The following is a 22,029-nucleotide window of genomic DNA, read 5'->3' on the forward strand; positions in this document are numbered from 1 at the left end:
GATAATAAAAAATAAATTTTTAGGAGGAAAAAGAGAAAATGAAAAAAATAGTAGCACTTTTGTTGGCAGTTTTATTGCTCTTTAGTGTGACTGCCTGCGGTGGCGGCTCAAAAACCGAAGCTCCGTCGGGAACAACCGGCGAAAACGGAACTTCAGGAACCGAAGAAGCTAAAGGCGACATTGTCATAGGCTGTCTGCAAGACATTACAGGGGTAACTTCTACTCTTGGAAAAATGGTGGAGGAAGGAGCAAAATGGGCAGCTGACGAAATTAATGCCAATGGCGGCGTAAACGGACGTCAAATAAAAGTAGTAACATATGACACCAAAGCTGATGTCCAGGAAGCTATCAATGCATTTAAACGTATGTGCACTACTGATAAAGTCTCTGCCGTAATCGGACCTCCGGTTGCAAATATCGGCATAGCCATAGCGCCAATATCTGAACAGTACAACATTCCGGTGCTTCATTTTGCAATTGATGACAGAGCGACAATAAAAGACGACGGCACACCTTACAAAAACATGTTCTTGTTCCAGCCTTCTGCAAAGCAGCAGGCAGCTATCATGGCACAGTTTGCAGTAAAAGAAAAAGGCTTAAAGAAAATAGGTATCATCTACAATCAGTCAAATGCTTATTCAGTATCACTGGTTGAACCCTTTAAGAAAGTTGCAGTTGAAAACGGAGGACAAATCGTTGGCGAAGTAACTTACCAGCCAAACGACAAAGACTTTAAAACCATGCTGAATAAACTGGTATCCGCAGGTGCTGAAGCGATATATGCACCCAACTATACTCAGGAACTTATACTGATTGTTCAGCAGGCTCGCGCAATAGGATTTAACGGCCCGCTAATCTGCGGCCTTGACGCTTGCCCGCCCTTCCCGAAGCTTTGCGGACCAGAAGCAGATGGAGTTATCTATATCAACAACATTACAGAGACCGAACCTCAAATTCAAGATATTATCACAGCTTACAAGGAAAAGACCGGCAATGATGCAACAAACAAATTCTTCTTAGGATATGATGTTATGAAAATCATTGCCTCTACAATCGAAAAAGTCGGAGACGATCCTGCAGCAATCAGGGATGCGATTGAGAACCTTACAAATTATGAAGGCTTAACCGGAACCATAACAATTGATCCGGCAACTCATCAGCCAAAGGGTCTTGAAATGGTTATGCATGAAATCAAAAACCAAGCTCCTGTTATGCTCAAACGCTATTCGGCATCTGAATAATTATAAAGCTTTAAAATGAAACTTCAATACCCCCCTGCTTTATAGGGGGGTATTGAGCAATCGGGAGGAAAGATCCATGTCCTTACAGATTATAATCAACGGACTGGCGCTGGGATCGGTTTATGCAATTATCGCTACGGGATTTTCACTTATATTCAATATCTTAAAGTTTTCCAACTTTTCCCATGGCGCCCTAATGACCCTCAGCGCCTTCATCGGCTACTTTTTTGCTGTAACAGTGAACTCTTCACTGCTGCTGGTGGTAGCAATTTCAATGCTGGCAGGCGGCTTAGTATCCTGCCTTGGCGAACTCGTTGCCTTTCGTAAAATAACGCTTAGCAATACTTCGCCGATTTATTTCTTCGTATCTTCTATAACGCTTGGCACCTTATATGAAGGTATTGTAACAATTTGGGTAGGCCCCAACTTCTACAATTACCCCAGATTTTTTGAAACAACCGTTGTAAAACTAGGCTCTATAGTTATATCGAAATCAGATTTAATAATGTTTGTTTCATCTTGTGCAGCTTTAGCGCTTCTAATGCTTTTTATCCAAAAGACAAAATTCGGGCGCGCTCTCCGCTCTGTCTCTTTTGACAGGGAAACAGCAGGTCTGATGGGTATAGATGTGATAAGAATTATACAACTTGCTTTTTTCCTTTCAGGTGCTCTAGCCGGCCTTGCAGGTGTGTTTTTGGGAATTAACTATACCCTGTATCCTCAGCTTGGAAATTTAGTTGTAAAAGGATTTATAGCATCAGTTATCGGCGGACTGGGCAGCGTCTTTGGAGCAGTTGCAGGCGCCCTGCTTTTAGGGCTTACTGAAACCCTCCTTATAAACTTCGCAGGTTCAGGTTATGCTCCGGTATTTTCATTCTTAATAATGTTGGTATTCCTACTCATAAGGCCCCAGGGCATTGCCGGATCCAACGTGCAGGAAAAGGCTTAGGAGGTGGATATATGGAATTTTATCTTTCAGTAATGACTTTCACATTAATATCTGTTATAGCTGTTACAGGCGTTTATGTTTTAACAGGCCTTACCGGCATGTTTTCCTTGGGCCAAGCGGCATTTATGGCAATTGGCGCATATATTTCCGGTGTTCTTGTGGTAAAAGTAGGACTTCCTTTTGCGCTGGCGGCAATAATAGCAATTGCGCTTAGCGTCCTTGTGGGATATATTGTGGGGCTACCTACCGTTCGCCTTCGCCGCGACTATATATCTCTTGTAACATTAGGCTTTGGCGAAGCCATAACAGCACTTTTGAATCAAATGCAGTCTATAACCGGTGGAGCCTTAGGATTTTCCGGAATTCCTCAAAAGACCACATTTACTCTGGCAGTGGCCTCTGCAGCAGTATGCATCGCCCTTGTAGCCTATTTTAAAGCATCAAAATATGGCAGACAGTGCATAGCCGCAAAAAGCGACGAACTTGCTGCAAAAGCCATGGGTATAGATGTGGCGAGAATAAAGATGATAGCATTTTTGTTTTCCGTTGCAGTTACCGCTTATGCCGGTGTTTTGTATGCTTTTTATACAACATATGTAGATCCCGGAATTTTCGGGTGGAAGAAAAGCGCCGAATGGGTCATCATGGTATTTTTTGGAGGAGTCAACAGTCTTACCGGCTCCATAATCGGCACAGCAATTCTTACAGCCCTGCCTGAAATGCTCAGGTTTGCGGCAGAATACAGAACTGTGTTCTATTCTATCTTAGTGCTGCTCATAATCAACTTTAAGCCTGCAGGCCTGTTCGGCGAGTACGAACTTTCATTAAAAAGCCTTGGAATAGGGAGGGAGAAGAAAAATGCTGCTTGAGGTACAAAATATCAGCAAAAGTTTTGGCGGAGTTAAAGCTATTCAGGACTTCTCCCTAACTGCGGATAAAGGAGATATCGTAGGAATAATCGGTCCCAACGGCGCAGGCAAGACAACCACCTTTAATGTCATATCCGGCGTATACCGGGCAGATCAAGGCAAAGTTTTTTTAGATGGAAAAGATATAACGAATATGGAGCAGCACCAGATAACAAGAGAAGGTATTTCCAGGACATTTCAGAACATCCGGCTTTTTAAAGGATTAAATGTTATGGAAAATGTGATGTGCGCCTTTGATCCAAGAGCCAATTATTCGATTTTTGATGGCTTGCTGCCTACTCCCAGGCGCTTTGCCGAAGAAAAGCGCGGCCGCAAAATCTGTGAGCATAATCTTGAGGTAGTGGGACTTAAAAAATATGCCAATGAAAAACCGGAAAGCCTGCCATACGGCTTGCAAAGGCGCCTGGAAATCGCTCGCGCCCTTACCTGCCAGCCGAAAGTCCTGCTTTTAGACGAACCGGCAGCCGGCCTTAACCCTACAGAAGTCAAAGAGCTGACCGAACTTATTGGCAGACTGTGCTCTGAGCTGGGTTTTGCGGTTTTACTCATTGAGCACAGATTGGAACTTGTTATGGGCATTTCCCATAAAATCTATGTTTTAAACTTTGGCAAAACCATTGCGGTAGGCACGCCTGATGAAGTCAGATCAAATCCGGAAGTTATTGAGGCGTATCTGGGGGAGGAGGATGCGGAATGCTGAAAGTAGAAAACTTAAGCGCAAGCTACGGATACATTGAAGCATTAAAAGATATTACCGTTGAAGCGCAGCAGGGGCAGATAGTAAGCATCATAGGATCCAACGGAGCAGGAAAGACTACCCTTTTGCGCTGCATCAGCGGTCAGTTAAAGCCTGTTTCCGGAAAAATAATGTTTTTAGGCGAGCCTCTTCCTTCTGTGCCTCATAAAGTAGTAAAAAAAGGTGTTGTCCATGTTCCTGAAGGACGCCGAGTTTTTTCAGGGCTTACCGTAGAAGAAAACTTACTGGTAGGCGGCTACTTGCTTAGCGGAAAAGAGCTTCAGGAAAACTTAAGAAAGAACTATGAACTTTTTCCAATCTTAAAAGACCGAAAAAACCAATTCGCCGGCACACTTTCCGGCGGTGAGCAGCAAATGCTGGCAATTGCCCGAGGTCTTATGTCAAATCCAAAGCTGATACTTCTTGATGAGCCGTCCCTCGGACTTGCGCCTCTTGTGGTAAATCAAGTTTACAATCTCATCGAGCAAATTCGCGAAAGCGGAGTTACAGTCCTACTAGTTGAACAAAATGCACGAAAAGCGCTGAATATATGCGACAGAGCCTATGTTATAGAAAACGGGAGGATAAAACTTACAGGCACTGGCTGCGAACTGCTAAATTCTGAGGAGGTTAAAAAGGCATATCTTGGAGGTTAACGCAAAATTTTGGAGGTAATGATGAATGATTCGTAAATGGAACAGAGAATCCCTGGATCACCGAAATGCACTGCTTTTTGCTATGGGCGTATCCGAGGAAGATGTAAGACGGCCGATAATCGGCATCATCAATGCATGGAATGAAATGAATCCGGGGCATTACCCCTTCAAAGAGATAGTGCCTGAAATTAAAAAAGAAATTTATGCGGCAGGCGGCTTAGGACTTGAGCTTCCCATAAGCGGAATATGTGACGGCATTTGTTCAAACACACCGGGAGACCGATACACCCTTCCTGCAAGGGACCTTGTTTCATCGGAAGTTGAAACAGCTGCAGAAGTGAATATGCTGGAAGGGATGATACTCTTAGGAAGCTGCGACAAAGTGGTGCCGGGTATGATTATGGGTGTGCTTAGGGTGAATATCCCTACAGTTATGTTCACCGGCGGTTTTATGGAGCCCGGTTGTTATAACGGAAAGATGATAACCCTTACACATACCAAGCAGGCTTATGCGGCATATGTGGCAGGAGATATTGAAGAAAAAGACTATAGAGAAATAGTAAAAAACGCATGCCCCACTCCGGGCGTTTGCCCCTTTATGGGAACTGCCAATACCATGTGCGCTACTGCTGAAATCTTAGGCCTTTCTCCCCACGGCAATGCCAGCGTGAAATCTCAGACAGAGGAATGGCGGGCAATGGGGCTTGCCGCTGCCCACAGAATCGTAGAACTTGTAAAAGATGAAATAAGGCCTCTTGATATCATAAAACAGGAAAACTTTGAAAATGTGGTAAGATACATGATGGCAACAGGAGGGTCTACCAATTCAATCCTCCATATACCTGCCATGGCGCGACAGGCCCATATAGATATAACTCCTGAGCTTTTTGATAAGATAAGCCGCAAGGTTCCTGTTATCAGCGCTATTTATCCAAATCATCCCACCTACACTATGGCAGATTTTTCTGCTGCCGGAGGACTTGGCGCCGTTCTTGCAGAGCTTGCGGAAAGCGGTTTGATAAATACCGATGCAAAGGGCATGTTCGGCACTATAGCCGATAAGATAAAGCTTTCGAAAAATCTAAATAAGGATGTAATAAAATCTGCCAAAAGCCCAATATATGAGCAGGGCGGCCTTGCAGTGCTTTCCGGCAATATAGCAACTGAAAGCGCTATCGTTAAGTTTTCAGCAGTAGATAAAGCTGCATGGGAATTTACCGGTCCCGCTAAAGTATATAATTCCCAGGATGAAGCCTGGGAGGCGATTTTAAAAGATGAAATTGTTCCGGGGAATGTAGTAATCATACGCTACGAAGGGCCAAAGGGATCACCGGGAATGCCTCATATGGAGACATTTATGGCAGCAGTGCTAGGAAAGGGTCTTGGTGCCAAGATAGCCCTTGTAACTGACGGCAGATTTTCAGGAGCGACAGGCGGCCTTGCCATAGGCCATGTGTCTCCCGAAGCCTATGACGGCGGGAATATTGCGCTAATACATGATGGCGACATCATTCACATAGACATAACAAAGCGAATTTTGACAGCCGAAATAACCGATGAGGAGTTCGCAAAAAGAAAGAGTCTTTGGAAGCCTGTTCAAAAACCTGCCTCAGGTTGGCTGAAACTTTACAGAGAAAACACTACATCGGCCCATAAAGGCGCAACGATGTTTTGGGATTAGAGGAGGAATACCATGGCATCTTTTGAAAGATTTAATTTCAAGACAATAGATGACTTAAAAAGAAAGATTGAAGAACTCGAAGTTAATATAAAACTTAGCGAAGACGTGTCGCCCCTGGCAAAACCCGTTAAAGTCGGGCATCTTACTGCGCCAAACTCTATTGCAATATTACCTATGGAAGGCTGTGACAGCAACAGAGACGGCAGCCCATCGGATTTGGTAAGGCGGCGGTACAGGCGTTTTGCATCTGGAGGGGCTGGACTTATCTGGTTCGAAGCCTGTGCGGTGGTCCATGAAGGCAGAGCGAATCCCCTTCAGATGTTTCTCACGAAAGATAATGTTAAAGAATTTGCTGAACTTGTAAAAGAAACCGATAAAGCAGCAGCAGAAGGAAATGGCGCAGGCCACAGACCGGTCAAAATTCTCCAACTTACCCATTCGGGAAGATACTCAAGACCTGATGATCTTCCGGCGCCCATGATCCCCCAGCACGATCCTATGCTGGACCCTACGGTAGGCCTATCGCCTGATGCGCCGGTTCTATCTGATGAGTACTTTGACAATCTTACCCGAAAATATGTAGAATCCGCCCTCCTTGCAAAAGAGGCAGGATTTGACGGTGTTGATATAAAATCCTGCCACAGATACTTACTATCGGAACTTGCCGCAAGCCATATGCGAGAGGGCAAATACGGAGGCGCCTTTGAAAACCGCACCCGATTTATCCTAAACACAATAAAAGCCGTTCGGGAAAAGGTTGGCGATGATTTTATAGTGGCTTCCAGGTTCAATGTATTTGACGCCCATCCTTATCCTTACGGTTTTGGCGTAGACAGGGAAAATTACATGAAACCTGATTTGACAGAGCCTTTAAAATTGGTTCGAAAGATGATCGAAAGCGGCGTAAATCTTTTAGGAAGCTCAGCAGGGAACCCTTACTACAAAGCAGTTTATGTAACAAGGCCCTTTGATACTCCTGTCATAGGAGGAGAAATGCCGGAAGAGCATCCCCTTGAAAGCGTTGCCCGGTTATTTGAGCTTACCCGCCAAGTGCAAAGAGAGGCAAAAGATATTCCGGTTATCGGCAGCGGCTATACTTGGCTTCGCTGGTTTTTACCCTATGCAGGCGCCACAAATCTTCTAGAAGGAGCCTGCGGTATGATGGGGCTAGGGCGCCAAGCTATTGCGTATCCTGATGCGCCAAGGGATATCCTTACAAAAGGCAGGATGGAGCCTAATAAGTGCTGTATTACCTGCAGCAAATGCACCCAGATAATGCGGGACCATGGCCGCACCGGTTGTGTAATGCGCGACAGCCAGGTTTATTTGCCGCTATATAATGAGGCAAGAAAAAACGCCTCAAAAAAATAGAGAGGGATGCACTATGGAACAACTTATAAATAGGATCGGAAGAGTAGTAGAACCCGGCAAGGTTGATTTTATAACACGCAGCGTCGAAGAGCCTAAAGGAGACAAGGTGCTGATAAAAATCGTCTCAAGCGCTATTTGCGGCAGCGACCTGCATATATTTAAAGGCAAACACCCTACTGTGCCATTGCCTGTTACTATAGGGCACGAGTTTTCAGGAGATGTAATAGCCGTAGGGGAAGATGTGGAAAATATTAAAGTTGGAGACAAAGTGACAGTAGAACCTGTAGTTGTATGTGGAAAGTGCGCCGCCTGCAGAACGGGAAATTACGGCTACTGCGAAAACCTCAGCTTTACCTACCGCATGGGAGACGGAGCCATGGCAAACTATATTACGGTTCGAGAACCCTTCGTCTACAAATTGCCTCCAAATCTTTCCTATGACGAAGGAGCATTGATAGAGCCATTATCCGTTGCAGTTCACGCAGTGCGCAGGGCGGATATAAAGCTGGGCGAAAAGGTGCTTGTAATCGGTGCCGGAGCCATAGGATTGATGGTCGCGGCCCTTTGCAGGAAAAACGGAGCTACCGGTGTGACAGTTGCCGATCTTTCCAAAAGCCGTTTGGAAATGGCGCTAAAACTTGGAGCGACAAATGTCATAAATTCAGGCAGGGAAGATGTATTAGAGGCCGTAAAGGATTTAACATCGGGAATTGGGGTAGATAAGGCCTTTGAATGTGTAGGCCTTGAAACAACATTTAATCAAGCCCTTCTGTCTCTTAGGAAAAACGGTCTTGCAACAGTTGTCGGCATATTTGAAAACCCAAACATAACCATTCCTGCATCCCGCTTCATAACTCACGAAATAAAAGTCCAGGGGTCTCAAGGCTATTGCTGGGATTTCCCGGTAGCCCTTGAAATGTCACAGCAGATTGACCTTAAAAGCCTCATAACACATAAATTCAAGCTGGAAGACTTACAGCAGGCCCTTGAAACAGCACTGGACAGAAACTCAAATTCAATTAAGATTGTCTTAAATCCATAAATTTATTCAAAAGGAGTATGCGTATGGCAAAAACAGCGATTGTTACAGGCGGAGGCCGTGGAATAGGTTTTGCAATAGCCCATCAGCTGGGCAAAGACGGATATGATGTTGTGATACTGGGCAGAAGCCCTAAAGAGGCATATAAGTCAAATCTTGACATTCTTTTAGCAGAAGGCATTAACTATCTTTATATTCAAGGCGGAATTGACAGCCCCCAAGACAGGCAAAGATGTGTAGAGGAAACCGTTTCAAAATTTGGAAGGATAGATGTGTTGGTAAACAATGCCGGCGTGGCTCCTGCTGTGCGCCGAGATCTTCTTGAGATGACCGAAGAAAGCTTTGACAGGGTTGTGGGAATAAATACAAAGGGCACTATGTTTATGACACAGCTTGTGGCAAAACAGATGATAAAGCAAGACATAGTAGAATCCAAAAGAGGCATAATTGTAAATATATCTTCCTGCTCTGCGACGGTTTCTTCTATAAATAGAGGAGAATACTGCATTTCTAAAGCGGGAGTTTCAATGCTTACAAAACTATATGCCGATCGGCTGGCAGATGAGGCCGTATTTGTATATGAAGTAAGGCCCGGCGTTATAGCTACGGAAATGACTGCTCAGGCAAAAGAAAAATACGATAAGCTTATTGAACAGGGACTTTTTCCGATTAAACGCTGGGGCTTGCCGGAAGATGTGGCACAGGCGGTTTCGGCCTTTTGCTCCGGCAAGTTTTTATACACAACCGGCAGCTATATTGATGTGGATGGCGGATTTCATATCCAGAGGCTGTAAAAAAGTAAAGCGTGAAAAAGCGAGGGAATGTTATGAAGGAATCGTCTATTAGGGCAAACGGCCATGGTATCAGAATTTATTCGCTTAATACAGCGGTGGTCGGCACAGGGGCTGCAGGCCTTAATGCGGCAGACAGGCTGTTTTCTTTGGGCCAGACCGATATTGCGATAATTACAGAAAACTTAAAAGCAGGCACATCGCGCAACACAGGTTCTGACAAACAAACCTATTACAAGCTGACCCTTGCAGGCAGTGAGCCGGATTCGGTATATGACCTTGCAAAAACCCTATTTAACGGCCAATGCGTAGATGGAGATATAGCCCTTTGTGAGGCAGCGCTTTCCGCAAGGTGCTTTTTGAAACTGGCGGAGCTGGGGGTTCCTTTTCCCCACAACAGATATGGGGAATATATCGGCTACAAAACAGATCATGACCCAAAGAGGCGAGCCACATCAGCAGGTCCTTATACCTCAAAATATATGACAGAGTGCCTAGAGAAGGCAGTAAAGCAAAAAAATATCAGGATTTTTGACAAGATGCAAGTAATTAAAATCCTTACTGACAAAAATAAGTTGTTAGGCCTTTTATGCCTGGACCTTCAGAACCTTCACGACCCTGATAAAAGATACGTGCTTTTTAATTGTAAAAATGTTATTTATGCCACAGGAGGCCCTGCCGGCATGTATGCAGATGCGGTTTATCCCTTCAGCCAAAAAGGAGCATCAGGCATTGCCTTTGAAGCAGGCATCATGGGGAAAAACCTTACGGAGTGGCAGTATGGCATATCATCAGTAAAGCCCAGGTGGAATGTATCAGGCACTTATATGCAGGCACTGCCGCGATTTATTTCACAAGATAAAAATGGCGGCGATGAAAGAGAATTTTTGCTTGACTTTTTTGCGGATAAGGCAGACATGCTTTCAAAGGTGTTTCTAAAAGGCTATCAATGGCCTTTTGACGTAAGAAAGGTAGAAGACGGTTCATCTATTATAGATATTTTAGTGTATATAGAAACTTGCATTAAAGGGCGAAGGGTTTTTCTCGACTTTAGGCAAAATCCGGCAGGAGCCGATATAGATTTTAGCACTCTTTCGCCGGAGGCAAGGGATTACTTGGAAAAGGCCGGAGCAGCCTTCGGAAAACCTATAGACAGACTTCTTCGCATGAACGAACCCGCTGTAGAGTTTTACAGGGGAAAAGGCGTAGACCTTACAAAAGAGCCTTTAGAAGTTGCCGTATGCGCTCAACACAATAACGGCGGGCTTTCGATTGACAATTGGTGGCAGACGAATATCGAAGGGTTTTTTGCAGTGGGAGAAGTCAGCGCAAGCCATGGAGTATATAGGCCGGGAGGCACAGCGCTAAATGCCGGCCAGGTAGGCTCTACCAGGGCGGCTCAGTATATTGCAGCGAATCGAAAAGGCGATGCGCCGTATATAGAGGAATTTATAAAGAAAGCATTGCCGGCTATCGCAGACTCTATCGGCTTGGGCGGTAAGCTTCTTTCAAACAGCGATACCGTAAATGAAATTTGGAATAGGGCTGCAAAACGGATGAGCCGATTTGGGGGGATTATACGCAGCATGGAGGAAATTGTTCAAGCTGCGGCAGAAACAAAAAACGAACTTAAGAGTTTCAAGGAGATTGTAAAGATTTCTTCTTATAGAGAGCTTCCAAGGGCCTATCGCCTTTATGATATGCTTTTGAGCCAGTATGTTTACCTGAAAGCCATGGAAGATTATATAAAATACGGTGGTAAAAGCCGAGGCTCAGCTCTTTATACCGACAAAGATGGTATAAAGCCTTATGAAAGCCTCCCTGATGTCTTTAGATTTACTCTAGACGACGGTACTATCGGAGATATGGTTCAGGAAGGGATATACAAAAATGGAGAATGCGAATTTAACTGGCGAAAAGTTCGACCCCTTCCAAAGGATGAAGATTTTTTTGAAAATGTCTGGAGGAGCTATAGGGAAAATAGCAATATATATTAAAGCCTGTTTGGAGTGATAAAATGTATGCACTAAAATACCGTCTGCCGCTGCATCTCATAGTTTTTACAGAACCCCGCTACTTTCCAAATGATGTGGAAAGGCAGAAAATGATTTCAAGCGTCACCAATAATATAAGTGGAATTCTTCACGAAACTGATCCGGGACTTATAGTGGAAAATATAAGCATTACTAGCGGTTCTGAGTTGGAAAATTTTTTAAATCAGAAACACAAGGGATTCGGGCTTTTTGTGCCGGCAAGCGGCGCTGTTCAACCATGGATGATAAAGGCTGCTGAAAGTTTCGAGGGCATCGGCATATTGGCGGCTTATGAACCGGGACTGCTGGATCAAGAAACTGCCTATCGGCTTCTTGAAGCAAATGCAGCGCCGGCTGCGGCAGATGTCTACAGCGTTATAAAGCGGCAGGGAAAACCTGCGGCGTTGTCTCTTGAGATATCTGAAATACTTGATTTATTGCAGATAATACAGACTGCAGATCGGATGAAAAAAGCTGTCATCCTTCTTGCAGGGGTTACAGAAGATTGGGTTATAAGCAGCTGCCTCTCCTTTGAGAAGATAAAAGAAAAAACCGGCATGGATTTTATAGGCGTTACCTTAGAGGAATTATATAGGATTTATGAATCTATTACAGATGAAGATGCAAAAGAAATTTCAAATAAATGGATAGAAAACGCAAAAGAAATCATTGAGCCTAAAAAACAAGACATCCTTGCAGCTTCCAGACTTGCAGTAGCGATTTATCAGCTGGTGCGCAAATACAACGGCGATGGCATAGCCATAGCCTGTTTTACACTTTTAAGGGAGCTTGGTACCACAAGCTGTATTGCTTTAAGTATGTTAAACGACAGCAGGGATTTCATCGGCGCTTGCGAAGGGGATATGGATTCTGCGGTAACGCTTTTTATGATGAAAGCCCTTACGGACAAACCATCCTGGATGGCAAATCCGATGCTTGAAAAAAATGATGTCTTAAGACTTTCTCACTGTACTTCACCCCTTCTTTTGGAAGACAAGCCACTTCCTTATATCTTGAGAAATCACCATGAAAGCGGTATCGGCGTAAGTCCTGAGGCACTCATAGAAGAAGGAGTTCCCGTAACCATAACCCGCATAGGAAATAATCTAAGCTCCCTTTCTGTAAGCACGGGTATAACTCTTAATACACCTCCTACCCCTACCTGCCGAACTCAGCTCCGAATAAAGCCGGACTCCATGAGCAGCTTCATCGACAATCTTCTTGGGTGTCATCAGATTGTAACCTTTGGAAATTGGGAAAGGCAACTGACAGAGGTAGGAAAACTATTAGGCTTGAAAGTTTTAAAATAGATATGGGAGGCGGCTGCTGTGAAGATAAACAATATCTTTGATATTACAGGCACAAAGTTTCCGGCAGGAAGGCTTACTCGGGTAATGGTAGGTCCCGGAGCTCCGATAGAGGCGGAAGGCTTTGTAATGGGTTATGTGGCGATTTTCCCTCAAGGTTCTGTTCCCCTTCACCGGCATCATCAAGAAGAAGTATATGTTATATTAAGGGGAACGGGCAAAATGCACGTAAATGATGAAACCGCTGATGTAAAAGCCGGAGACTATATCTACATTGACTCCGATTCTACTCATCTTCTGGAAAATACCTCAAACGAAGACATGATAATGCTGTTTTGCTATTCTCCAAAAGGAATAGTTGAACACTGGCAAGAAGAACTTGAAGGAAAATAGCCTCCTTATGTCGAAGTAAAATAAGTTGACATATGCATAATATTAATCACACATAAATTGGGGGCAATAAAAGTGAATCTTAAAGAAATAAGACAAGCGGCTCGAGAAAAGATGAAAGGCTACTGTAGGGTATGCAAAACTTGCGACGGGATAGCATGCGCCGGCGAAGTGCCCGGAATGGGCGGAATAGGCACGGGTTCAGCTTTTACGGCAAATGTTAAGGCTCTTGCCGATGTAAAACTTAATCTTAGGACGATACATGATGCGAAGGATCCTGATATTTCTACAAACATCTTAGGTATAGACCTTTCAATGCCGATTTTATCAGCGCCTATAACCGGCTCTGAATACAATATGGGCGGAGCTGTGCCGGAGGCGGAGTACATTCGCATGGTAATATCAGGGAGTAAGAGTGCCGGAACTGTTGGCATGTGCGGCGACGGAGGAAATCCCGTATTTTACACATCCGGAATCGAAGCGATTCAAGAAGCCGAAGGCCATGGGATTCCGATTATAAAGCCTAGAGAAAACCCAAAAATAATCGAAATGGCAAAACAGGCCGAAAAAATAAAGGCACCTGCGGTAGGCATGGATATTGACGGAGCAGGACTTGTAACCATGGCTTTAATGGGCCAGCCGGTAAGTCCTAAAAACGTAGATGAACTAAAGGAAATCATTTCATCGGTTTCTCTGCCATTTATAGTAAAGGGCATCATGACAACAGATGAAGCAGAACTTGCCAAAGAAGCAGGCGCTGCTGCAATAGTTGTTTCTAACCACGGCGGGCGGATACTGGACAGCACCCCTGGTGCAGCCCAAGTCCTTCCTGACATAGCCCGAAAGTTGAAAGGTAAGATTACGATTCTTGCAGACGGAGGAGTGCGCTCGGGCACCGATGTATTAAAGTACCTTGCCCTTGGCGCTGATGCAGTGCTTGTAGGAAGACCTGTCATCATCGGTGCTTTTGGCGGCGGCGCCGAAGGTGTGCAGTTGGTGCTGGAAACCATGGCAAATGAGCTAAAGCAAGCCATGATTCTTACAGGCTGTAGAGACATAAAAAGTATAAATTCATCAATTCTATTTTAGAAGGAATAAAAATCTCCGGCAGTAAGCTAAAATGCTTTTACCGGAGATTTTCACGCTCTTATCCTTAAATTTCCTTAAGCGAATCTATTTCTTCCTTCGTAAGTTTTCGCCACATTCCGGGCTCCAATTCCTCATCAAGGTTCAGAGGCCCTAAGGACAGCCGCTTTAGGTATAAAACCTCTTTGCCCCGGGTTTTCATCATGCGCTTTATTTGGTGAAATTTACCCTCATATATAGTTACATAAGCCTCGGAGATACTACCCGATTTTAAAATATCAAGTTTTGCCGGAAGAGCGGTAAAATCTTCAAGCTCTATGCCGCCTGCAAAAGCCTTAACATCTTCTTCATCTAAAGCTCCCCGAACCTTCACATAATATGTTTTCGCCACATGATGCTTTGGCGACAGCAGCCGATGAGCTAACTTGCCGTCGTCTGTAAGAAATATAAGGCCCTCTGCATCTTTATCCAGCCTTCCTACGGGAAACAACTTCCTATGAAAGTACTCTCCTTCCAACAAGTCAATGACTGTTGTTTCGTATTCGTCGCGAGTGGATGATACTACGTCATAGGGCTTGTTCATCATAATGTATATATTCTCCTCAAAGAGTACCGGTTCACCTGATACCGTTATTTCATCTGCCTGGGGATCTACTAAATCCCCTGCATCGCCTGCAACCTTACCGTTTATCAAAACCTCTCCTGCCTTTATTAACTTTTTAACATCCTTTCTGCTGCCATAGCCGCTGGCGGCAAGGATTTTATCGATACGCGCAAGTTTTTGGTTTTTCATACTTCACACCTCATTTTATTTCTACCGTTTTATCGTTTTGATGCCAGATAACCTGATGACCCATTTTTTCTGCAAGCTCCCTTACAGGCACCATAACCTGTCCCCTTGAAAGATAAGTCGGAAGCAGGAACCATACATCTTCCCTTGTGGTGATGCGTCTTGCCACCTTATTTGTATTATTATCCCATAAAATATCCCATTTAAGCACGTCTTTGAAAAAATTAAGCGGCGCAACCAGTTTGCCGTCCGCGTAAGTCGGAGCTGCATCTAAAGGAACCGGTTGTTTTCCCAGATATGCGGTGACAGAATCTATACGCAGTACAATGGAACCGTTATAGTATTCAGGAAGGGCTTCGGATGTATCGTTAATTAAAGTCTTGAATTTATCCAAACCGATTCCCGGCGGAACTATTATTCTATTTAAAGTCATAGGAGAAGAATCCTGATATATAAAGCCGGAAGTAACAGTGAACCCCAGCTTATACCCCTCAACTACCGCGGAAGTAACTATTTTGTCATCATATTGTCCATATGGATAAGCTATACTCAAAACCTTTGGAGCGCCTGCCTTGTCAAAAAAATCCTTCATGTCTTCAAAATCTTTAGTGATTTCATCCAGGCTCATTTCTACAAAGGCTGATTTTTTATCCAGCAGGTAGTGAGCGTTAAATGTGTGGCTTCCAAATTCAATAAATCCGCTTTCTGACATTTCCTTTATTTCATCAAGGGAAAGCTTTGGTATGCTTGCTGTCCCGGAAGATGGAGTTTCTATCGCGCCTCCGATAAGAAAAATAACTGCGTGAAGGCCGTATTTCCTCAAGATAGGGTAAGCATATGTATAATTAGACTCATATCCGTCGTCGAATGTAATTAAAACAGTGCGTTCAGGCAGCTGTTTATTAAAGTAGAGAAAGTTTTCTATATCGGTTAAACTAGCCGTATAATAACCGTGGTCGTAAAGATACCTCATCTGTTCTTCGAATTCTGAAACAGAAATCGTAGCTTCGCTTTTTGTTTCTGCTGCTTCTTCATCGGGAACTATGTGATGATAGCAGAGCACAGCCGCAGAATTTTTCCCATCATCTGTGGCGGCAAGGGCAGAAAAAGGAAAACCTAAAGCGAAAATAGAAAAAGAAAGCAAAACGAGCAGCGGCTTTTTCAATAATAATAGTCTAAAACAGTGCATGGCAAGTACTCCTTTCAAGATAAGGCATATACTATCAGTATCCTATCACATTGCTCCTTCTTAGTAAATAAGACAAAATTTGTGATATAATCGAAATAAAGATTTTTAGCCGATTTTTTTTAAAAGGAAGCTGGTGCAAATGGAAGACATTGAGCTTAAAATATCATTGCTGCAAACAGAACCGACATTTAAAGATATAAATCTTGCGGCAGGCAAAATACAAAACCTTGCGGCAAAAGCCGTAAGTCAGAAAAAAAGGCCTAATATTCTTGTGGTGCCAAGAATTTTTTCGACTCAGCACATAAATACAAGCTTTGACCCGACAGTAGAGTTATTAAAAAACACTGCTGCAAGGTGCCGAACCACTGTAATTTCCTTTGATATTTTCAACAAGGTTTATGCTGCTGACCCTAATGGGAATATCATCGCAAGTTGTACAAAGTCTTGCGAAGCAAAGGATGAAACGATGGTGTTTAGCGTAGACGGGGTGTGCTGCGGCATTGCTCCGATTTCTAATCTGAAATTTCCCGAGGCAATAAAGCAATCAGCTGCTCTAGGCGCGAAAGTGCTTTTTGTTTTAGGCGCATGGCCCAAGTCCAAGGAAATTTACTGGAAGCTTTTAAATATTGTAAGGGCTATCGAAAATCAGTTTTTTATAGTAGCTCTGAATCAATTTGAGAAACAAGCAGCTTTTATAGTGATAGATCCCTGGGGCAGGGTAGTTGCAGAAAATAAGGGCAGCGGTGTTTTCACGACCGTGATAAATATAGGTCAGATAGATGCGGCAAAGTCCCAAAGCATCTTATACACAGAAACTAATTAAGATATGTTGGAAGGAGATAGCAATGAACAAAATTCAACAACAAATATTTGATATTCAAACAACAGCCCAATCCCTTACGGTTTACCGCAGCATTCTAGATGATGATATCATCAGAGAATATCTTGATATGCTTGAAAGCATATTCAATGAAGAAGCGGCAATTGTAGCGGTTTCAAAATCCCACGAATTTATTTCAAGCCTTCTTAGAGAAACTGCGGCATACAATGAGCCGCTGGTGGGAAATCTCTGGCAAAATCACATTTTAAACCTTATACTTCTGGATGAGAATCCTTTCAGCCTGCGGTGCGAACGGCAAGATTTAAATGATGTGGAAGAGCCATTAAGAAGACTTGTTGAAAAAGATATGGCACATCTTCAGATACTTCACGACTTCGATTTTTCGCCTATTGAAGCATATATAAAAGAAAAAGCAGGGCAAGATTTTACTATTATGTGTTCCATGAAGGGCGCCTCCACCCTTCCCTACCCTGAAACCTACTATGGCAAAAGACAGGAAATTAAGATACTGCTTAACAGCTCGCCTATTTGGGATGCAAACATAAATGTGCTGGCAAAATTCTACAATAATATGGGATGTGGAGATTTTGCAAAGTATCGGGCATTTAAATGGGTAGGCACAGGAGAAAAAGGAAGGCTTGTAGGAATTCCGGAGCCTGACCCCATCAGAATTTGCGACCTAATAGGATATGAAGAACAAAAGAATGAAGTCCTGCGCAACACCCGCCAATTTGTAAAAGGTTTGGGAGCAAACAATATGCTGCTTTATGGTGACAGAGGAACCGGTAAATCATCTACCATAAAGGCATTGGTGCATGAATTCGGAGAGGAAGGCCTGAGAATGGTAGAAGTTACAAAAGACCAGCTGAGGGACCTCCCCTATATAGTGTCAATCCTTAAAAAACGGCCTTACCGCTTTATTATATTTGTAGATGATTTGTCTTTTGAAGAACACGAAACCGAATACAAATATCTAAAAGCAATACTTGAAGGAAGTCTGGAACCCTCTCCGGAAAACGTCCTTATATACGCCACATCCAATCGCCGCCATTTGGTAAGAGAATATCACAGCGACAGGGCAGAAGATGAGCTAAAATCTCAGGATACCCTTCAAGAAAAACTTTCTCTTTCTGACCGCTTCGGCATAACCGTAGTCTATCTTTCCCCTGACAAAGAAAAATATCTGGAAATTGTAGAAGGCATAGCAAAAAGCAAGGGTGTTGACATAGAACCTAACAAACTAAGGGAGCTTGCGCTAAAATGGGAACTTTGGCACAACAGCCGCTCCGGAAGAACCGCCAGGCAGTTTATTGAAGACTTGCTTGGAAAAATGGGTTCAGTGTAGCTTTTCACAAAATCCCATAATTTAATCGTATTTTATCCGTTTTCCTCAAGTAAAATTAACTCAATCTTAAAGAATTGAGCAGGGGAGGAAAAGCGGTTGTCAAAGAAAGTTATGAAAATAGCAATAATTTGTGTTGTTATTATTGCAGTGGTTTTTGCAGGATATTTATGGAAACAGAAAAGCAGCTCAAGGGGGACTGCGGCAGCCCAACGGCTGTCTACTGCTGTAGTAGGCCGGGGGAATCTGGAAGTTGTACTTAAGGATTCCGGCACCCTTGAGCCAATGGAGCAGGAAACAATTAATTTAAAAGTAGACGGCACAGTTAAAAAAGTTTACTTCAATGAAGGAGATGTGGTTAAAGAAGGCGATTTGCTTTATGAATTGTCTAATGAAGACCTTGCAATCAGCCTTCAAAAAGCAGAGCTCTCTCTTAAGCAGCAGCAGATAGATCTTCAAGACGCCTTAAAGCAAAAAGAAAAGGCTGTGATTTATGCTCCGGCTGACGGAGTCGTAAAATCAGTCGATATTAAAGTCGGCGATTCGGTAAATGCAAACACAGTTGTGGCTACTATACAAAATCAGGACAAATGCCAGGTTAAAGTTCCATTTCTTTCTTCGCAAACAAGTAAAATGAAGATAGGACAAAAAGCTGAAATTATGTTTATAGATCCTATATACACCATTGACGGTGTTGTTACAAAAATAGACACCGTCGGGACGCGCACATCTTATGGGAGCATTTATTACTATGTGACCATAACAGTCGACGGCAACTATTATGTGGAAGGATCAGATACCAGCGTTAAGGGCTATGTAATAACAGACAGCGGTAAAGAGGAAGGCATGGAACAAGCACTGATAGAGCCTTTGGATGCAGTGGAAGTAAAATCTGAAATATCATCTAAAGTCAATAACGTTTATATTGAAGAAGGCCAAATTGTCACAAAGGGCCAAAAATTATTCTCCCTTGATTTGGAAGATATAAATACAAATATTGAAAAGCAGCAGCTAAGCCTTCAGCAAGCACAGCTAGACCTTCAGTCGAAAAGATCCGAGCTGGAAAATCTTCTGGTATATGCTCCGATAGATGGAACCATCATAGAGCAAAACGTTCGGGAAGGCGACCTTATAAGACCGTCTACTTCTTCAAGTTCAAGCAGCGAACCGGCTGCGGTTATCGTAAATTATGCAAAGATGCAGGTTGTGCTTCCTGTAGACGAGCTGGACATAAATAACATAACCGTAGGCATGCCGGTAAATATCACGGCAGAGGCGGTGCCTGATAAAGTATTTAAAGGTCAGGTTGAAAAGATTGCAGAACAAGGCACAAGCCAGAACAATGTTTCTACATTTGATGTTACGATAACCACTGATAAAGTAGACGAGCTAAAAGCCGGTATGACAGTGGATGTTGAGATGATCATTGCAAACAAGCAAGATGTGCTTATGCTCCCCATAACTGCCATCCAGTACCGAAATAACAAGACCTATGTGATGCTTGCATCCGCTGAAGGCGATACTTCATCTTCTGCCGACAAGACTGCAAACTCCAAAAATGTCAATAAGACATCAAATGCTACTTCGACCGCAAATAATATGGTAGAAATAAAAACAGGAATCAGCAATGATGAATACGTAGAAATCGTCAGTGGTTTAAATGAAGGCGATACAGTGCTCTTATCTAATGCCGCCAGCACTTCAACCTCGAATAACCAGCGACAAAACGAAATGATGCCGATGGGTCCTGCGCCAACCGAAGGCCCTGCGCCCAGTGGTCGGGGGTAGTTAAATGCTGATACAACTTGAGGATATCTATAAGATATATAAACTGGGAGACACTGAAGTGCATGCATTAGATGGCATAACACTTGGGATAGAACAAGGCGAATTTATAGCAATAGTGGGGCCGTCAGGCTCGGGAAAATCTACATTAATGAACATTCTCGGATGCCTGGACACTCCCACCGAAGGCAGTTATCTTTTTGAGGGCAAGGATATGTCAAAGCTCAGCGATGACCAGCTTGCGGTTATACGGAACAAGCACATAGGTTTTGTATTTCAAAGCTTCAACCTGCTGCCTAAGCTGGATGCAGTGGAGAACGTAGAAGTGCCCCTGACTTATGCAGGCAAAAAAGGCCCTGCAAGAAGGGAACGGGCTGTCAAAATGCTGGAAATGGTGGGCTTGGGCGATAGAATACATCATAAACCCAAGGAGCTTTCCGGAGGCCAGCAGCAAAGAGTTGCCATAGCAAGAGCCTTATCTACAGATCCTCCCGTAATCCTTGCAGACGAGCCTACAGGCAACTTGGACACAAAGTCCGGCACTGAGATTATGCAGATACTAAAGGAACTTAACAAAAGCGGAAAAACCGTCATCCTTATAACCCACGACATAAACATCGCAAAGCAGGCTCAAAGAAATGTCCATATTCAGGACGGCAAAATAATAGAAGATGTAAAGGTGGCAGGTTAAATGGATATACTGCAGACCATAAAAATAGCAATGCGGGGCATTCTTGACAACAAGCTGCGCTCCTTTTTGACAATGCTGGGCATAATCATAGGCGTAACTTCGGTAATTGCGCTGGTATCTATAGGCCAAGGCGCCACCTCCCAAGTAACTGAGCAGATTCAAAGCCTAGGTTCCAATTTACTTACTGTAAATATAACGGGCAGAGGAGCAAATACCACTTTAAGTTATGAAGAAGCGATGGAATTTGGAGAAAGTCCTTATATCAGCGCAGTAGCACCGATTATGAACGGCAGCGCAACCGTAAAGCACGGCAATAAAAATACTACCGCCCAGATTCAGGGGACAAATGAAGAGTTTTTGGGCATACGAAACTACAAACTGGCAGAAGGCAGATTTATAACATCCGCCGATGTTTACATGCGCCAGAAGATTGCTATCTTGGGCCCGGGGATAGCTGAGGATATTTTCGGCCTGGTAAGCCCTGTAGGACAAGAAATAAAGATTAACGGACAGATTTTTAAAGTAGTAGGCATCCTTGAATCCTCCAGCTCCATGATGGGCTCCAATGATGAAGACATATACATCCCTGTTACTACAGCTGAAAGGCTCCTGCAAAACCGAGGCGTAAGGACAATATATATGCAGGCAGCGTCAGAAGATACCGTAGACCTTGCCACTCAAGAAATATCTGTAAAACTTTCCAGGATATTTAAGACAGATACCAATAGTGATTTCCAAGCTTATCGGATTTTCAGCCAGACTGAAATGCTGGATACGCTAAACGAAACCACTTCAACGCTTACCATGATGTTGGGCGGCATTGCGGCGATATCACTGCTGGTTGGCGGCATAGGTATTATGAACATAATGCTGGTGTCTGTAACTGAGCGCACAAGAGAAATAGGAATAAGAAAAGCTCTTGGCGCTAGAAAGCGGGACATATTGAGCCAATTTCTCATAGAATCCTTAGTGCTCAGCGGCATCGGCGGAGTAATAGGCATAATCGTCGGAATTTTAATGAGCCGAGGTATAGCGCAAGTTATAGGAATAACGGCAAAAACCACGTATTCGGTGACGGCCATTGCCTTTGGCTTTTCGATGCTGGTGGGTATCTTCTTTGGACTTTATCCTGCCAATAAGGCAAGCAGCTTAAAGCCGATTGAAGCCCTGCGCTATGAATAA

The 22,029-nt window shown here is 43.6% G+C and carries 20 protein-coding genes; 18 read left to right on the forward strand and 2 right to left on the reverse strand.

The features are described 5' to 3' along the window. The first annotated feature begins 38 nt into the window (after positions 1-38). From BUE08_RS09950 to BUE08_RS10010, 13 genes are all read left to right on the forward strand, one after another. The gene (locus BUE08_RS09950; protein ID WP_281743793.1) at positions 39-1,241 is read left to right on the forward strand and encodes an ABC transporter substrate-binding protein; all 1,203 of its coding nucleotides are present in this window, start codon (positions 39-41) and stop codon (positions 1,239-1,241) included. Positions 1,242-1,317: 76 nt separating this feature from the next. After that, on the forward strand, positions 1,318-2,190 hold the full coding sequence (locus BUE08_RS09955) for a branched-chain amino acid ABC transporter permease (protein WP_213950699.1): 873 nt from the start codon (positions 1,318-1,320) through the stop codon (positions 2,188-2,190). Positions 2,191-2,201: 11 nt separating this feature from the next. Beyond that, on the forward strand, positions 2,202-3,059 hold the full coding sequence (locus BUE08_RS09960; RefSeq protein WP_059031669.1) for a branched-chain amino acid ABC transporter permease: 858 nt from the start codon (positions 2,202-2,204) through the stop codon (positions 3,057-3,059). Next, positions 3,049-3,819 carry an ABC transporter ATP-binding protein gene (locus BUE08_RS09965; protein WP_286680848.1) on the forward strand — a complete coding sequence of 257 codons (771 nt, stop codon included), beginning with the start codon at positions 3,049-3,051 and terminating at the stop codon, positions 3,817-3,819. The genes BUE08_RS09960 and BUE08_RS09965 overlap by 11 nt, the downstream gene beginning before the upstream one ends. Further along, positions 3,813-4,511 (forward strand): ABC transporter ATP-binding protein, encoded by a 699-nt coding sequence (locus BUE08_RS09970; RefSeq protein ID WP_213950701.1) that lies wholly within the window; start codon positions 3,813-3,815, stop codon positions 4,509-4,511. Before BUE08_RS09965 ends, BUE08_RS09970 begins: the two co-directional genes overlap by 7 nt. Before the next feature lie 25 nt (positions 4,512-4,536). Further along, positions 4,537-6,192 carry a dihydroxy-acid dehydratase gene (gene ilvD / locus BUE08_RS09975; RefSeq protein WP_286680849.1) on the forward strand — a complete coding sequence of 552 codons (1,656 nt, stop codon included), beginning with the start codon at positions 4,537-4,539 and terminating at the stop codon, positions 6,190-6,192. A 12-nt stretch (positions 6,193-6,204) separates the two neighbouring features. Further along, a complete protein-coding gene (locus BUE08_RS09980; protein WP_286680850.1) occupies positions 6,205-7,563 on the forward strand; it encodes an oxidoreductase in 1,359 nt (452 codons plus the stop codon). 13 nt (positions 7,564-7,576) lie between these two features. After that, a complete protein-coding gene (locus tag BUE08_RS09985; RefSeq protein WP_286680851.1) occupies positions 7,577-8,605 on the forward strand; it encodes a zinc-dependent alcohol dehydrogenase in 1,029 nt (342 codons plus the stop codon). Positions 8,606-8,628: 23 nt separating this feature from the next. Next, positions 8,629-9,396, forward strand: a complete 768-nt coding sequence (locus tag BUE08_RS09990; protein ID WP_286680852.1) for a 3-ketoacyl-ACP reductase — start codon at positions 8,629-8,631, stop codon at positions 9,394-9,396. A gap of 32 nt (positions 9,397-9,428) precedes the next feature. Beyond that, the gene (locus BUE08_RS09995) at positions 9,429-11,390 is read left to right on the forward strand and encodes an FAD-dependent oxidoreductase (protein WP_286680853.1); all 1,962 of its coding nucleotides are present in this window, start codon (positions 9,429-9,431) and stop codon (positions 11,388-11,390) included. 20 nt (positions 11,391-11,410) lie between these two features. Next, positions 11,411-12,736 carry a hypothetical protein gene (locus tag BUE08_RS10000; RefSeq protein WP_286680854.1) on the forward strand — a complete coding sequence of 442 codons (1,326 nt, stop codon included), beginning with the start codon at positions 11,411-11,413 and terminating at the stop codon, positions 12,734-12,736. A gap of 18 nt (positions 12,737-12,754) precedes the next feature. Next, entirely contained in the window at positions 12,755-13,126 is a 372-nt protein-coding gene (locus BUE08_RS10005; RefSeq protein WP_286680855.1) for a dimethylsulfonioproprionate lyase family protein, read from the forward strand. Positions 13,127-13,198: 72 nt separating this feature from the next. Next, positions 13,199-14,212, forward strand: coding sequence for an alpha-hydroxy-acid oxidizing protein (locus BUE08_RS10010; protein WP_286680856.1), 1,014 nt, complete (start codon positions 13,199-13,201; stop codon positions 14,210-14,212). Positions 14,213-14,276: 64 nt separating this feature from the next. Here the strand turns inward: BUE08_RS10010 and BUE08_RS10015 are convergent, their stop codons facing one another. Beyond that, positions 14,277-15,002: a pseudouridine synthase gene (locus BUE08_RS10015; RefSeq protein ID WP_286680857.1), complete on the reverse strand. Its 726-nt coding sequence runs from the start codon at positions 15,000-15,002 to the stop codon at positions 14,277-14,279. Between the two features lie 10 nt (positions 15,003-15,012). Further along, the gene (locus BUE08_RS10020) at positions 15,013-16,188 is read right to left on the reverse strand and encodes a polysaccharide deacetylase family protein (protein ID WP_286680858.1); all 1,176 of its coding nucleotides are present in this window, start codon (positions 16,186-16,188) and stop codon (positions 15,013-15,015) included. Positions 16,189-16,327: 139 nt separating this feature from the next. Between BUE08_RS10020 and BUE08_RS10025 the strand changes: the two genes are divergently transcribed. The 5 genes from BUE08_RS10025 (at position 16,328) to BUE08_RS10045 (ending at position 22,029) form a co-directional block, all read left to right on the forward strand. Continuing rightward, positions 16,328-17,011 (forward strand): nitrilase-related carbon-nitrogen hydrolase, encoded by a 684-nt coding sequence (locus tag BUE08_RS10025; RefSeq protein ID WP_286680859.1) that lies wholly within the window; start codon positions 16,328-16,330, stop codon positions 17,009-17,011. 22 nt (positions 17,012-17,033) lie between these two features. Then, positions 17,034-18,374 carry an ATP-binding protein gene (locus tag BUE08_RS10030; RefSeq protein ID WP_286680860.1) on the forward strand — a complete coding sequence of 447 codons (1,341 nt, stop codon included), beginning with the start codon at positions 17,034-17,036 and terminating at the stop codon, positions 18,372-18,374. Between the two features lie 96 nt (positions 18,375-18,470). Further along, the gene (locus tag BUE08_RS10035; RefSeq protein ID WP_286680861.1) at positions 18,471-20,159 is read left to right on the forward strand and encodes an efflux RND transporter periplasmic adaptor subunit; all 1,689 of its coding nucleotides are present in this window, start codon (positions 18,471-18,473) and stop codon (positions 20,157-20,159) included. A 7-nt stretch (positions 20,160-20,166) separates the two neighbouring features. Continuing rightward, positions 20,167-20,847: an ABC transporter ATP-binding protein gene (locus BUE08_RS10040; RefSeq protein ID WP_353682119.1), complete on the forward strand. Its 681-nt coding sequence runs from the start codon at positions 20,167-20,169 to the stop codon at positions 20,845-20,847. Continuing rightward, positions 20,848-22,029: an ABC transporter permease gene (locus BUE08_RS10045; RefSeq protein ID WP_059031652.1), complete on the forward strand. Its 1,182-nt coding sequence runs from the start codon at positions 20,848-20,850 to the stop codon at positions 22,027-22,029. It begins immediately after the preceding gene.

Source organism: Tepidanaerobacter sp. EBM-49 (assembly GCF_001896645.1).
GTDB lineage: Bacteria > Bacillota > Thermosediminibacteria > Thermosediminibacterales > Tepidanaerobacteraceae > Tepidanaerobacter > Tepidanaerobacter syntrophicus.

What these genes read in the sequence shown, in the direction of transcription:
- BUE08_RS09950 (WP_281743793.1), top strand. Translation starts at nt 39, where the DNA reads ATGAAAAAAATAGTAGCACTTTTGTTGGCAGTTTTATTGCTCTTTAGT.
- BUE08_RS09955 (WP_213950699.1), top strand. Translation starts at nt 1,318, where the DNA reads ATGTCCTTACAGATTATAATCAACGGACTGGCGCTGGGATCGGTTTAT.
- BUE08_RS09960 (WP_059031669.1), top strand. Translation starts at nt 2,202, where the DNA reads ATGGAATTTTATCTTTCAGTAATGACTTTCACATTAATATCTGTTATA.
- BUE08_RS09965 (WP_286680848.1), top strand. Translation starts at nt 3,049, where the DNA reads ATGCTGCTTGAGGTACAAAATATCAGCAAAAGTTTTGGCGGAGTTAAA.
- BUE08_RS09970 (WP_213950701.1), top strand. Translation starts at nt 3,813, where the DNA reads ATGCTGAAAGTAGAAAACTTAAGCGCAAGCTACGGATACATTGAAGCA.
- ilvD (WP_286680849.1), top strand. Translation starts at nt 4,537, where the DNA reads ATGATTCGTAAATGGAACAGAGAATCCCTGGATCACCGAAATGCACTG.
- BUE08_RS09980 (WP_286680850.1), top strand. Translation starts at nt 6,205, where the DNA reads ATGGCATCTTTTGAAAGATTTAATTTCAAGACAATAGATGACTTAAAA.
- BUE08_RS09985 (WP_286680851.1), top strand. Translation starts at nt 7,577, where the DNA reads ATGGAACAACTTATAAATAGGATCGGAAGAGTAGTAGAACCCGGCAAG.
- BUE08_RS09990 (WP_286680852.1), top strand. Translation starts at nt 8,629, where the DNA reads ATGGCAAAAACAGCGATTGTTACAGGCGGAGGCCGTGGAATAGGTTTT.
- BUE08_RS09995 (WP_286680853.1), top strand. Translation starts at nt 9,429, where the DNA reads ATGAAGGAATCGTCTATTAGGGCAAACGGCCATGGTATCAGAATTTAT.
- BUE08_RS10000 (WP_286680854.1), top strand. Translation starts at nt 11,411, where the DNA reads ATGTATGCACTAAAATACCGTCTGCCGCTGCATCTCATAGTTTTTACA.
- BUE08_RS10015 (WP_286680857.1), bottom strand. Translation starts at nt 15,002, where the DNA reads ATGAAAAACCAAAAACTTGCGCGTATCGATAAAATCCTTGCCGCCAGC.
- BUE08_RS10020 (WP_286680858.1), bottom strand. Translation starts at nt 16,188, where the DNA reads ATGCACTGTTTTAGACTATTATTATTGAAAAAGCCGCTGCTCGTTTTG.
- BUE08_RS10025 (WP_286680859.1), top strand. Translation starts at nt 16,328, where the DNA reads ATGGAAGACATTGAGCTTAAAATATCATTGCTGCAAACAGAACCGACA.
- BUE08_RS10030 (WP_286680860.1), top strand. Translation starts at nt 17,034, where the DNA reads ATGAACAAAATTCAACAACAAATATTTGATATTCAAACAACAGCCCAA.
- BUE08_RS10045 (WP_059031652.1), top strand. Translation starts at nt 20,848, where the DNA reads ATGGATATACTGCAGACCATAAAAATAGCAATGCGGGGCATTCTTGAC.